Below are 12,940 nucleotides of genomic sequence, written 5' to 3' on the forward strand. Positions count from 1 at the left end.
TCCGGCCAGGTGCGGTCGCCGGGCGTCAAGCTCTGCGATCTCGCCCCGGGAGGTAGGGGCTGAAATGGTCGGCGACGATCTCCGCGATCGCGGCGGCGTCGCGGGAACCGTCGACCTCGACCACGCGGATGCCGAGCCGGCGGGCGGTGCGGACGGCGTCCTCCGCGACGAGGGCGTCCCGGGCCACGCGGTTGGCCTGTGCTCGGGCCGGATCGCTGAGCTCGTGCCCGAATGCGGAGGCCCGGGGGAGGTGGTGGAGCTGGTGTCGGCGGAACTCCGGCGTGGGCACCATGACGACCATCCGGCGCGGTGAGTCGATGATGGGGGCGACGAGTTCGGGGCGGAGTCCCCAGCCCTCGGCCATGATCGGAAGGCCCGAGACGAGCGCGCGCAGGTCGTCCAGGGCCCACTCGAACCGTACGGGGAAGCCGGTCAGGGTCTCGGCGGCCATCTCTTCCGGGGTGGAACGGACCCACACCTGGTCCGGATCGGGATCGGCGGCGGGCTCGCCGAGGCTGACCCGGCGGGCGATCCGGCGATCGTTGTGCCCACGTGCGTCGTGGTAGTCGTAGTGATAGACGGTGATGCCGTACTGGACGGCCAGGAGCCGGGCCACGGTCGACTTTCCGGCCCACTGGCCACCGCCGATCCACAAGGCGCGGCGCAACGTGGCGAAGGGGTCCCGGACGTCGTCGTTCGCAGGGAGGTCACGGGGGGTCATCTGATGTCCCTTCGGATCGACGTGCGGCGGCCGACTACGGTGGCGCGGCTCGCTCAGCGGGGTGGGTGGGTCTGTTCCCAGCGGTGCAGCAGGCCGGGCAGCTCGCTCAGCAGGAACTGGTAGAAGTCGCGCATCCGGGCCAGCCGGGTGTGGGCCGGGTCGCCGGCGGCGGTGGTGGCGATGCCGGTCTCGGCGGCCCGCAGCAGGACGTGCACCATGGTGTTCTGGGTGGAGAACAAGGTGGGCCAGGCGTCGTCGCGCAGCCGGTAGTGCTCGCGGCGGCTGCCGGGCGCGGGCAGGCGTTCGATGAGCCCGGTCGTCAGCAGGGCCTTGACCGCGCCGGACACCGACCCCGCGCTGACGTCGAGCCGGTCGGCGATGTCGCCCATGGTGACCGTCTCGGCGTCGGTGAACAGGAAGAACGCCAGGACGCGCGCCGACATGCGTTGCAGGCCGCCCTCGGTCAGCGCCAGGGCCAGCCGCTCGGCGGCCTGCCATCGTTCCTGGTCGCTCACTCGCGTCACCTCCTGACAGGGATCATAACCGAATGACCCAAACTTCAGGAATTTCTGAAATTTCGGTATATTATGCTGTTGTTCGGCCCTTCAGACAGGCCGTTGGTGTGCCGGGAAGCCTGGTCGGCGAGCGCAACAGTCCTTTCGAGCAAGGAGCGCCGATGAAGGTCCTCGTCCTCACCCACGGCACCCGTGGCGACGTGCAGCCGTACGCCGCCCTTGCCCTCGCCCTGAAGCGGGCCGGGCACGAGGCCGTGCTGGCGGCTCCCGCCGCCATGGCCGGCCTGGCCCGTCCGCACGGCATCGCCTTCGCGCCGCTGCACGACGGCCCGAACACGCTCATCGACGACCCCGGCATCCGTCAGGCGGTCGAGACCAACTACCGCGGCCTGCGCGGCAAGAAGGTCGCCCTGCAGGTGATGCGCCGCAGCAAGCCCCTCATGGCCGAGGTCTTCACCGACCTGGCGGACGTGGTGCTGGACGGGCCCGGCAAGGGCGCCGACCTGGTGGTGCACGCGCCCGGCATGCCGGGCGCCCATGTCGCCGAACGGCTCGGCGTGCCCGCGGTGCCCGCCGCGCTCCAGCCCGTGTGGGTGCCCACCGCCGCCTTCCGCAACCCGATGTTGCCGCTGCCGCTGCCCAGGGCGCTGAACCGGGCCTCCTACCTGTCGATCAAGCTGATGCTGCGCTCCTTCGCCGGCATCGCCGACGACCTGCGCTCGCGCCTGGACCTGCCCCGGCGGCGCGGCCGGCACGACCTCCTGCGCCGTCCGGACGGAGGCCCGGCGACGGTCCTGCACGCCTTCAGCCGCCACCTGCTGCCCCACGACACACCGGGCGGCCTGGATTATCCGGCATGGGTGCACACCACCGGCTTCTGGTACCTGCCCGCCCCGCCCGACTGGACGCCCTCGCCTGAGCTGGCCGCCTTCCTGGCCGACGGGCCGCCGCCGGTGTACGTCGGGTTCGGCAGCATGGCCGGCACCGATCCGTGGCGGCTCGGCCGGGTCGTCGCCGAGGCCGTCCGGCGGGCGGGGGTGCGTGCCGTGCTGGCCACCGGCTGGGGCGGCATCCAGGCCACCGATCTTCCTGACGGCGTGCACCTGCTCGACCAGGCGCCGCACGACTGGCTGCTGCCGCGCATGGCCGCGATCGTGCATCACGGCGGCAGCGGCACCACCGCCGCGGCCCTGCTGGCCGGACGGCCGCAAGTGATCTGCCCGTTCGTCGCCGACCAGCCGTTCTGGGCGGCCCGCGCGCATGCCGTCGGCGTGGCCGGGCCGCCCCAGCCGCAGCGGCGGCTGACCCCGGACGGCCTGGCCGCCGCCCTCCGCCTGGCCGCCACCGACGCCCGGATGGCGGACACCGCCGCCGAACTCGGCCGGCGTGTCCGGGCCGAGGAAGGGAACGGCCGCGCGGTCGAGATCCTGGAGTCCCTGTGAACGGGTGGGTCAGGTCTCCAGCCAGGCCGGGTCCGCCACCAGGTCCTGCAACTCGTTGACGAGGCGGGCCGAGTGGAACCCGTCCACGACGGCGTGGTGGGCCTGCACGGCGAGGGGGAGCAGGACGCGGCCGTCCCGCTCGGTGTAGCGGCCGAGCGTGAAGATCGGCGCGAGATGGTCCCAGTTGTCGCCGATGTTGAGGTTGAACCCGGTGAAGGACGCCCACGGCAGGCTCGACACGTCGAACGTGTTGGCCGGGGGCGCCCCCTGCGGGAAGAAGTCGGCGGCCCGGCTGTGCTCGGCGAGCAAGGGCGCGGCGACGTCGTGGAAGGCGCCGAAGTCGGGATCGTAGGGCGCCCACACGCACGAGAACGTCTCGCGTTCGGCGTTGAAGACCGTGAACGCCGGGTGCGCGACGGGCCACACGGCCGGCTCGCCCGACGTGGTGAGGCACATCCTGAACTCGTCGTGCCGGTTGACGACGGTGGCGAGCGCCCAGATCTGCGCGATGTAGGACTTGCGCCGCGACTGACGCAGCGCCGCGGCGAACGCGGTGACGTCGACCTCCACCGTGATCGAGTACGTGCACGGGACGCGGCGGTAGTGCTCGAAGTGTTGCCGGCGGGGCCATGCGTCGAGGTCGACGGGGGTGGGAACGTCCATCCGATCATCATGCCAGCCGCCCGCGCCACCACGGCACCGCTCGCTCAGCGGCCGCCCCAGAGACGGCCGGGCGAGTCCTAGTCGCCGTGGAGCCCGTCGGGGTCGCAGTAGTCGATGTCGTTCGTCGGCCTGAAGTCGGCCACGATGATCTCGCGCTTGAACGGCCCGCCGCGCTCCATCTCCTCGGCGGACGCCTCGTAGGTGAATTGCTGCATGGGGCGCAGCCGTCTGCCGCCGATGACCACCGGCCTGCGCACCGAGTAGATGGCGGGGAACGGGCAGCAGTAGTAGCTCCCGAGCGGCTCGCCCGCGGCGTCGACGGCGTAGGCGATGGCGCCGTCCCGGAAGGCGGCGTTGATCTGCGCCTGGATGCGCAGGGTGGCGGCCGGGTCGGGGTCGTACTCCCACATCTCCTTGACGGCCTGCCTGGCCTTGGGGTCGGCCTGCCAGAATTCCCGCCGTTGCGGGTCGGTCAGGCACCAGGCGTCGAAGTCGCGGGCGTCGACGTCGAGGGACTCGTACGTCGCGGCGGGCCGGGTGGCGGTGCTGCGGTAGCCGGCGATGTGCCGGGGCATGGCGATGAGCTGGCCCACGTGGTAGTAGAGCTCCAGGGAGCGCTGGAGCCGCTGCTCGATCGCCTCGTGCAGGCTCGGCCGGGGGTCGGCCTTGAGCAGCCCCTCGGCGTAGTCGGCGGCGGTGGCGGCCTCGGCCACGAGCTGGCGCAGCCGTTGCAGGTCGGCCTGGTGGTCGTGGGCGTCCGGGACGGTCTGCTCGAACACGCCGAAGGCCACCTCGGCGTGCCGGCGGATCGCCCGGGCGGCGGCCAGCATGCCGTGCAGGTGGGGCAGCGGGCAGGGGTCCGCCTCGGCCCATTCGGGCAGGTCGGCGGGCAGCTGGAGCTCTGTCTCGACCAGGTAGCGGCTGTTGCCCGCCGCCTGCCGGGCGCGCGACACCCAGCCTTCCACCTGGCCGAAGCAGGCGGCCACCTGCCGGCTGGTGACCGGCGGCACGTAGCCCGCGGTGCGCGGGTCGGCGGTGTAGTCGGCGTCGAGCAGCTGTTCACCGATGGTCTGCAGCACGAACGCGTTCCAGGTGCACAGCAGCTGGCCGGAGGCGGCCTGCGAGCCGTGCCAGAGGTTGACGCCGTCCTGGACGAGGCGTAAGCGCAGCTCCTCGGCGTGCTCCAGCTCGGTGTAGACCAGGCCGCCCGCACGCCGGTACGCCTCCAGCTCGTCCGTGCTCACCTCGCCCCTGTAGGCCGCGATCACCCGCGTCATCAACGTCGGCCGCGCCGGGTCGTTCGCCATCATGTACGTCCCCGTTCTCTTCCCCGTGAATGGTGATGATCCGTACCTTAGGCCGCCATAGGCGGATTCGTGGGGCGGACGGCCCGGGAACGTCACGGACGGCGGGCGATTGCTCCGCGCGGCGGGCAGGCGACGCCCTACGATCGGACGATGACCGTCCCCGAGCTGATCCGCATCGTGACGCGCTCCTCTCCCATGGCGCTCGCCCAGGTCGAACGCGTACGGCGCGAACTCGCCGACAGGCACCCCGGCATCCGCACCGAGGTCGTGCCGGTCACCACGTCCGGAGACCGGTGGCAGGGCTCGCTGTCGGCGCTGGGCGGCAAGGGCGCGTTCACCAAGGAGGTCGACGAGGCCCTCCTGGCGGGCCGGGCCGACCTGGCGGTGCACTGCGTCAAGGACGTGCCCGCCGACCGTCCGCTCCCGGCCGGGACCGTGTTCGCGGCCTTCCTCAAGCGTGACGACGTGCGCGACGCGCTCGTGCACCCCGGCGGCCTCACGCTGGACGCGCTGCCCGACGGCAGCCGGATCGGCACGTCGTCGGTGCGGCGCGTCGCCCAGCTCGCCGCGTCGCATCCGCAGCTGCGCTGTGTGCCGATGCGCGGCAACGCCAACCGGCGGCTGGAGAAGCTGGACGCGGGCGAGGCCGACGCGCTGCTGCTGGCGGTGGCCGGGCTGGAGCGCATCGGCCTGCCGGACCGGATCACCGAGGTGCTGTCGCCGGAGACGATGTGCCCGCCGGTCGGAGCCGGCGTGCTCGCCCTGCAGTGCCGCGAGGACGACCCGGCGACCGCCGAAGCGGTCGCCGGGTTGGGGCACCCCGACACGTGGCGGGAGGTCACGGCCGAGCGCATGCTGCTGCACGTGCTCCAGGGCCACTGCAACTCGCCCATCGCCGGTCACGCCCGTGCCGAGCGCGACGGCCGGCTGTCGTTGCGCGCCCGGGTCTTCTCCCCGGACGGCAAGCAGGTGCTGGACGCCCACGAGTGGGCCGGCCCGCTGGACCCGGCGACCCTCGGCACGTCCGTCGCGGTCGCGCTGCTCCGCCAGGGCGCCCGGGAACTGATCGACGCCATCCCGCACTAGCCGCGCGGCTGCCTGCCTAGACGGGTGACACGGTCTCGCTCGCCTCGCCCTGCTCGACGTGGGGTTCGTCGCCGCGCAGCAGCCATTCCAGCGTGGCCGGGGTGGCGGCGAAGTGTCCGGCGTGTCCGCCGTCGGGCTGAACGGTGAGCGTGGCGGTGGGGAGGTGGGCGGCGAGCCAGCGGGCGTGCGCGACCGGCACCACGCCGTCCAGCTCGCCGTGCCAGAGCCGGACCGGAACGGTGACGGAGGCGAGGTCCACGCCCCACGGGCGGCCGAAGAGGGCGATGACGTCGTCGGCCCAGCCGCCGACGCCGGGGCGGACCGCCTCGGCGTACGCGGCCGAGAGCATGGCGCCGATCTCGGGGCGGGCCAGGACGGCGGCCTCGGCCGGGGGCAACCGCGGCGGTTCGGACGAGTCCGTCTCCAGGTGGGCGATCACGGCGTCCCGGTCCCGCAGGGCGACGGCGGCGCTGCGCTGGTTGCCCTCCATCATCCCGGCCGTCCAGTCCAGCCCTTCGGCGTCGCGCGGGGCGAGCGCCGCCAGCGAGGCGACCCGGACGATCCGGTCGGGGTGGCGGGCGGCCGACGCCAGCGCGTGCGGCCCGCCGCCGGAGACCCCGTAGACGGCGAAGCGGTCGAGGCCGAGCGCGTCGGCCACGGCGACGACGTCGTCCGCGCCGTCCGCCACCCGCCGCCCGGGCAGGGGCGTCGAGCCGCCGAACCCGGGACGGTCGAAGGTGATCAGCCGGATGCCGAGCCCGGTGAACAAGGAGTCGTCGGGGTGGCGGGCCAGGCGTCCCATGGGGGTGCCGTGCAGATAGAAGACGGGTGTCCCGTCGGGCATGCCGTACTGCTCAACGGCGAGGGTGCGGCCGTCTCGGGTGATCACTGTTTGCACTCCGCCACGCTAGCCATCGGCGACACCCGTGCATCAGTGGTTTCATTCCGGGCGAAAAAGGACGCATCGCCCCCGGAAGCGTCTCGGGGGGTCAGCGTGCGGTCGGCAGGGGCGCGTCCGGGGTGAAGTGCTGGGCGTCCACGTGTGCGACGGCATAGTCGATGGCGCCGGTGACCACGCACTCGTCGCCCAGCGTCGAGGCGCGCAGGTCGGGCAGGCGGATGCAGGCACGTTCCAGGCGGGCGCGCAGCGGCGGCAGCAGCACGTCGGCCGATCGGGAGAACCCGCCGCCCAGCACGACGACCTGCGGGTCGAGCAGCAGCACCATCGCGCTGGTGCCGATGGCCAGGTCGTCGACGTACCGCTCGACCGCGGCCAGCGCCACCGGGTCGCCCGCGCGGGCGGCGGCCAGGGTGTAGCCGGCGGCGTCCGCGGGCGGGGTGCCCTCGGGGATGATCGCGCAGCTCTGGAGGTGTCGCGACGCGTCGAACAACCGCGCCTGCGGCAGCATGGCGATCTCGCCGGCCGCCGTGCCGAACCCGCGGTGCACCTTGCCGTCGATGATGACCGCGGCGCCCATCCGGCGGCCGACGTGCAGGAACACCACGTCGTCGACGTCGCGGGCGGCGCCGCGCACGGCCTCGGCCCGGGCGGCCAGGCGGCTGTCGTTCTCGACGAGCACGTCGCAGGGGAACAGCCTTCGCAGGTGCCCGGCCAGGTCGAACCCGGTCCAGGCGGGGATGGCGGCGCAGTAGAGGATGCGTCCCTCGGGGGTGATCACGCCGATCGTGCCCGCGGCGAGGACCCAGACGTCCTCGATGGTCTTGCCGCCCAGCGCCAGGCAGCTCGCGACCGTCCGCTCGATCGCGGCCAGCCGCTCGTCCAGGGGGGTGTCCGGTTCCACGGGCTGGCGGGTCTCGGAGAGGATCACGCCGTTCAGGTCCGCCAGGGCGGCCCGGATGTTGTGACCCCCTATGTCGAGCCCCACCAGGTAGCCGCTGCCGGCGCGGAACCGGTAGCGGCGGGCCGGCCGGCCGACCGTGCCCTGGGCGGGCGGGGTCTCCTCCACCCAGCCGAGCGTCATCAGCTCGTCCACGACCTCCTTCGTGGAGGGGCGCGACAACCCGGTCCGCTCGGCCAGGGCCGACAGGGTCAACGGGCCGGCGGCGCGCAGTGCCGCGATCGCGGTCAGGACGTTGAGCTGTCTGAGTCGTGACAGGTCGCCGCCGCGAAGTGTGGGGGCCAAGAGCCGTCCTAACGCAGGTCTCCTCGATAAGGGCGGAACTCATTATGCCAGCCCGGGGTCCGAAGCTGAGCAAGAAGGGCTGATACGAGCACGAATGAGCATTGACCCTCGCTCTGGGCCGGTGCTACTAATGAAGCGCTCCTTCGTAAAGGAGGCCGGGCCCCGTACGGCGCCGTCGGTCACGCCCGGGAACGCGCCCGCGGCGAAGAGTCTCCTTCATCAGCTCCGAGAGGCCGTCAATGATCGTCCCCAAGCCCCTGCACCACGAGGCCAGACCGGGCCGCTTCGTCATCGACCGGAGCACCGCGCTCACCGCCGATCCCGCGCTCGGCGAGGTCGCCGCCTGGTTGCGCGGCGAGCTCAGCCCGGTCACCGGCGGCGAGCTGCTGCCCGGCGGCCCGGGACCGGCGACGATCAGGCTCGGCCTCGCCGACCTGCCCCCCGACGCCTACCGGCTGACCGTCACGCCCGGCGAGGTCACGCTCGACGCCGGATCGGCGGCCGGCGCCTTCTACGGGGCGCAGACGCTGCGCCAGCTCCTGCCGCCCGACGCCTTCCGCCGCGCGGGTGCGGGCGTGCCGCTGGAACTGCCCGCCGTGCACGTGGAGGACCGCCCGCGCTTCGCCTGGCGGGGCGCGATCCTCGACGTGGCCCGGCACTTCATGACCAAGGCGGACGTGCTGCGCTTCATCGACCTGATGGCCCTGCACAAGCTGAACGTCCTGCACCTGCACCTGACCGACGACCAGGGCTGGCGCATCGAGATCAAGCGCTACCCGCGCCTCACCGAGATCGGCTCCTGGCGCGAGGAGAGCCAGGTCGGCTGGCTGGGCGAGATGGACGGCCGGCCGCACGGCGGCTTCTACACCCAGGACGACCTCCGCGAGATCGTCGCCTACGCCGCGCGCCGGCACATCACGGTCGTGCCCGAGATCGACCTGCCCGGCCACACCCAGGCGGCCATCGCCGCCTACCCCGAGCTGGGCAACCTCGACACCCCGCTCGGCGTGCGCACCACCTGGGGCGTCGGGCACAACGTGCTCAACGTCGAGGACGCCACGATCGACTTCTTCAAGAACGTCCTCGACGAGGTGCTCGACCTCTTCCCCAGCCCGTACGTGTGCGTGGGCGGGGACGAGTGCCCCAAGGAGCAGTGGCGCGACAGCCCGGCGGCCCGCCGCCGCATCGCCGAGCTGGGCCTGCGCGACGAGGAGGAGCTGCAGAGCTGGTTCATCCGCCAGTTCGACGACTACCTGGCCGGACGCGGGCGCCGCCTGGTCGGCTGGGACGAGATCCTGGAGGGCGGCCTCGCCCCCGGCGCGGTGGTGGCCTCCTGGCGGGCCGACCTGGGCGCGGTGGCCGCCGCCCGCGCCGGTCACGACGTCATCAACTGCTCCAACACCGCCGTCTACCTGGACTACCGGCAGAGCGAACGCGACGACGAGCCGCTGCCGTTCAGGACCGTGCTCACCGTCGAGGACGTCTACGCCTTCGAGCCCGTCCCGCCGGAGCTGCGCGGCGACCCGGCCGCGGAACGGGTCCTGGGAGCCCAGTGCGGGATCTGGACGGAGCTGATCGACTCCACCCGGCACGTCGACTACATGGCCTTCCCCCGGCTGGCGGCGTTCGCGGAGACCGTCTGGTCGGGCCCCGAGCGGGATCTGGCCGACTTCCGCCGCCGCCTGGCCGCCCACCTGGCCCGCCTCGACGCGATCGGCGTGGAGTACCGGCGCGAGTCCGGCCCGCTGCCCTGGCAGAGACGCCCGGGGGTGCCCGGCATGCCGGCCGAGCGCGACGAGTGGCTGGCCACGCTCGACTCCTGGACCGCCAACCTCAGGGACGCGCCGTGAGGACGCCCGCGGCGGCCCGGCTCGCCGACCTGTGGCAGCGGACGGTGCCCTGGCGCTGGCTGACGCCGAGCACGCTCCTCATCGCCGCCGTCGTCGGCTTCCCCGCCCTGTACATGGTCTGGATGTCCTTCCTCGACATCAGCAGGATCGGGCTGGTCAAGGGCATGGCCGGGCTGGACAACTACGCCAGGCTCCTGAAGGAGGACGCGCTCGGCCCGGTGGTCGGCAACACGCTGCTGTGGCTGGTGATCGTCGTCGGCCTGACCATGCTGCTCTCGCTGGCGCTGGCGCAGTTCCTGTCCAAGCCGTTCTTCGGCCGCAAGTTCGTCCGGCTCGCGCTGGTGGTGCCGTGGGCGACCTCGCTGGTGATGACCGCGACCGTGTGGCGCTTCATCTACGAGGGCGGCAACGGCCTGCTCAACCGCCTGCTGATGGACCTGTCGATCATCTCCGCGCCCGTCGACTGGTACAAGGACCCGGCCACCGCGCTGTATTCGATCATGGCGGTCGGGATCGTCACCTCGATGCCGTTCACCACCTACGTGCTGCTGTCCGGCCTGCAGACCGTGCCGCACGACGTGCTGGAGGCCGCCCGCATGGACGGCGCGAGCGCGTGGGCGACCTGGCGGCGGGTGACGCTGCCGATCCTGCGGCCGTCGCTCATGATCGCGCTCGTGCTCAACATGTTGCACGTCTTCAACGCGTTCACCGTCATCTGGGTGATCATGGGCAAGACGGCGGGCAACCACGCCGACACGACGGTGACGTGGCTGTACAAGATCGCGTTCACGGCGCAGCTCGACTCGGGTGAGGCGGCCGCGCTCGGCGTGCTCAACGTGGCCTTCCTGCTGCTGCTCATCCTGGCCTTCGTGCTGGTCCTGCGTCCTCACCGCAACCCGGCGGCGAGCGACAGGACGCCCGTGCCGGACGGAGAACGTCCCGCCGAGGAGCAGCCTGCCGGTGAGCGTCCCGCCGGGCCGGTTCCCGGCAGGCGGAGCAGGCCGGTGCTGGTGCGGGCCGGCCGCGGATGGGCGCGGGTCCGTCCCGTCGTGCTCCCGGTCATCGGGTTCGCGGTGGCGCTGTTCTTCCTGGCCCCGTACGTCGCGATGTTGCTGGGATCGCTCAAGACGGACGCCGAACTGTTCGCCGTCCCGGCCGACTACCTGCCCAAGAGCTGGGCGTGGTCCAACTACGCCGACGTGTGGCGGCGCATCCCGCTGGCCGACTACTTCCGGGTCAGCCTGACCGTCGCGCTGGCCTCGACGGCGCTGGTGCTGGTCGTCGCCGCGCCCGCCGCGTACGTGCTGGCGCGCTCCAGGTTCAAGGGACGCTCGGCGTTCCTCAGCGTGATCCTCGTGACGCAGATGTTCCCCGCCGTCGCGCTGCTCATCGGCCTGTACCGGCAGGCGGTGTTCGTGGACGGCGTGAACAGCTACTTCGTCATCATCGCCATCAACTCGGCCTTCAACCTCGCCTTCGCCGTGTGGATCCTGCACGCCCACTTCGGCGCGATCCCGGTGGAGATCGACGAGGCCGCCATGATGGACGGCCTCGGCAAGTTCCGGATCATGCTGCGGATGATCCTCCCGCTGGCCGCGCCCGGCCTCGTCACCGTGATGATCTTCACCTTCATCCAGGTGTGGAACGAGTTCGTCATCGCGCTGACGCTCTTCAACGACCCGGCGGGCGGCCGCGTGCCGCTCACGGTCGGCGTCCAGCAGTTCGTCGGCCTGTACGAGACCAACTACCAGTACCTGTTCGCCGCGGCGCTGATGGCGATCGTGCCCGCGGTGATCCTGTTCGCGCTCATCGAGAAGCACCTGGTGAGCGGCCTCACCGCGGGCAGCACCAAGTGACAACGACAAGGATCGGTGTGAGATGACCCCCACAAGACGACGACGGCTCGGCGGCCTGGCCGCGTTCACCGGTCTCGTGCTCGCGCTGACCGCGTGCGGCGGCGGCTCGGGCGGCTCGGACGGATCGGGCGGCGACGGCCAGAACTCCATCAAACTGGTCGTGGCCCAGTACACCGAGGGCACCCGGCCCTACTGGGACGAGCTGATCGCCTCCTTCGAGGCCAAGCACCCCGGCAAGAACGTCGAGCTGCAGGTGATCGACTGGGGGAACCTGCAGAGCCAGGTCAACACCATGGTCCAGACCAAGCAGTTCCCCGACGTGCTCAACGGCAACGTCTTCGCCGACTACGCCGAGGCCGGGCTGCTGTACCGGGCCGAGGAGGTGGTCTCGAAGGAGGTGCTGTCGGACTTCCTGCCGTCCTTCGCCGAGAACGCCTCCTACGACGGCGGCCAGTACGGCCTGCCGTTCGTCGCCACCGTCAACGGCATGTACTACAACAAGAAGATCCTCAAGGAGGCCGGGCTCGACAAGCCGCCGGCCACCTGGGACGAGCTCCGCGCGGCGGCCAAGGCGATCAAGGCGCTGCCCGGCGGGTACGTGCCGTACGCGCTGGCCCTCGGCGCCGAGGCCGGCGGCTACGAGTTCGGCACCTGGCTGCGGGCCGACGGCGGCGACTGGCGCGCCGACGGCAAGTGGGCCGTCAACGGCGATCGCGCCGTCGAGACGCTGGACTTCCTCAAGTCGCTGACCAAGGACGGCTACACCCAGCCGAACCCCGGCCAGACCAACCGCGCCGACGGCACCTGGCCGCTGTTCGCGCAGGGCAAGGCGGCCATGGTGTACGCGTCCTTCGGCACGCGGGCCTTCCTCGACCCGGTGGACAAGGCGGGCATCGACTACGGCACCGCGCCGTTCCCCACCAACAACGGCGCCGAACCGGCCACGCACGGCATCCAGGACTACCTGATGGCCTTCAAGAAGGACGGCAACCAGCAGCTGGTCCGCGAGTTCCTCGACTACTTCTACCAGGCCGACAACTACACCAAGTACCTCAAGGTCGAGGGCCTGCTGCCGACGACCGCGTCCGCCTCGGCGCTCATGCGCCAGGACCCGAAGGTGACCCCCGTCGTGGACATGGTGGCCAAGGCCCGCTTCGACCCGACCTCGGAGCCGGTCTGGGCGGAGCTGCGCGGCACGCTGGCCGCCGAGCTGGGGGCCGCGCTGGCGCCGGGCAGCGACCCGCGCGCGGTCCTGACCAAGTTCCAGCAGATCGCCGCCGGCTCCTGACCGCCGCACCCGGGCCGTCCTCCCGCCGCGCGGTGGGATGACGGCCCTGCGCGGCTTCCGTGCGGAAT

Annotated in this window: 11 protein-coding genes; 5 read left to right on the top strand and 6 right to left on the bottom strand. The window is 72.1% G+C overall.

The annotated features are described in order from the left end of the window. Positions 1-25: 25 nt before the first annotated feature. Both ABZ815_RS12045 and ABZ815_RS12050 read right to left on the bottom strand, forming a co-directional pair. Entirely contained in the window at positions 26-721 is a 696-nt protein-coding gene (locus ABZ815_RS12045) for a hypothetical protein (RefSeq protein WP_357696808.1), read from the bottom strand. A gap of 53 nt (positions 722-774) precedes the next feature. Further along, positions 775-1,236, bottom strand: coding sequence for a helix-turn-helix domain-containing protein (locus tag ABZ815_RS12050; protein WP_357696810.1), 462 nt, complete (start codon positions 1,234-1,236; stop codon positions 775-777). Between the two features lie 161 nt (positions 1,237-1,397). Here ABZ815_RS12050 and ABZ815_RS12055 point away from each other — a divergent pair, with 161 nt between their 5' ends. Further along, the gene (locus ABZ815_RS12055) at positions 1,398-2,678 is read left to right on the top strand and encodes a glycosyltransferase (RefSeq protein WP_357696811.1); all 1,281 of its coding nucleotides are present in this window, start codon (positions 1,398-1,400) and stop codon (positions 2,676-2,678) included. 9 nt (positions 2,679-2,687) lie between these two features. Here the strand turns inward: ABZ815_RS12055 and catA are convergent, their stop codons facing one another. Both catA and ABZ815_RS12065 read right to left on the bottom strand, forming a co-directional pair. After that, entirely contained in the window at positions 2,688-3,341 is a 654-nt protein-coding gene (catA, locus tag ABZ815_RS12060) for a type A chloramphenicol O-acetyltransferase (protein ID WP_357696813.1), read from the bottom strand. A 77-nt stretch (positions 3,342-3,418) separates the two neighbouring features. Beyond that, positions 3,419-4,651 (bottom strand): hypothetical protein, encoded by a 1,233-nt coding sequence (locus ABZ815_RS12065; protein ID WP_357696815.1) that lies wholly within the window; start codon positions 4,649-4,651, stop codon positions 3,419-3,421. A gap of 147 nt (positions 4,652-4,798) precedes the next feature. Between ABZ815_RS12065 and hemC the strand changes: the two genes are divergently transcribed. Next, positions 4,799-5,734, top strand: a complete 936-nt coding sequence (gene hemC / locus ABZ815_RS12070; protein WP_357696817.1) for a hydroxymethylbilane synthase — start codon at positions 4,799-4,801, stop codon at positions 5,732-5,734. Positions 5,735-5,750: 16 nt separating this feature from the next. On the opposite strand, the gene ABZ815_RS12075 is transcribed toward hemC, so the two are convergent. Together ABZ815_RS12075 and ABZ815_RS12080 are read right to left on the bottom strand one after the other, a co-directional pair. Then, on the bottom strand, positions 5,751-6,623 hold the full coding sequence (locus ABZ815_RS12075) for an alpha/beta hydrolase (RefSeq protein WP_357696818.1): 873 nt from the start codon (positions 6,621-6,623) through the stop codon (positions 5,751-5,753). Between the two features lie 100 nt (positions 6,624-6,723). Next, complete coding sequence (locus tag ABZ815_RS12080; RefSeq protein ID WP_357696820.1) at positions 6,724-7,878, bottom strand: ROK family transcriptional regulator; 1,155 nt, start codon at positions 7,876-7,878, stop codon at positions 6,724-6,726. A gap of 239 nt (positions 7,879-8,117) precedes the next feature. On the opposite strand from ABZ815_RS12080, the gene ABZ815_RS12085 reads away from it, so the two are divergent. From ABZ815_RS12085 to ABZ815_RS12095, 3 genes are read left to right on the top strand one after another with little or no spacing between them, the layout of a single operon-like run. Continuing rightward, positions 8,118-9,728: a beta-N-acetylhexosaminidase gene (locus ABZ815_RS12085; RefSeq protein ID WP_357696822.1), complete on the top strand. Its 1,611-nt coding sequence runs from the start codon at positions 8,118-8,120 to the stop codon at positions 9,726-9,728. Continuing rightward, the gene (locus ABZ815_RS12090) at positions 9,725-11,584 is read left to right on the top strand and encodes an ABC transporter permease subunit (RefSeq protein ID WP_357696824.1); all 1,860 of its coding nucleotides are present in this window, start codon (positions 9,725-9,727) and stop codon (positions 11,582-11,584) included. The genes ABZ815_RS12085 and ABZ815_RS12090 overlap by 4 nt, the downstream gene beginning before the upstream one ends. A 22-nt stretch (positions 11,585-11,606) precedes the next feature. Beyond that, positions 11,607-12,872, top strand: coding sequence for an extracellular solute-binding protein (locus tag ABZ815_RS12095; RefSeq protein ID WP_357696826.1), 1,266 nt, complete (start codon positions 11,607-11,609; stop codon positions 12,870-12,872). Positions 12,873-12,940 lie beyond the last annotated feature (68 nt).

This window comes from Nonomuraea sp. NPDC047529, assembly GCF_040642995.1.
GTDB lineage: Bacteria > Actinomycetota > Actinomycetes > Streptosporangiales > Streptosporangiaceae > Nonomuraea.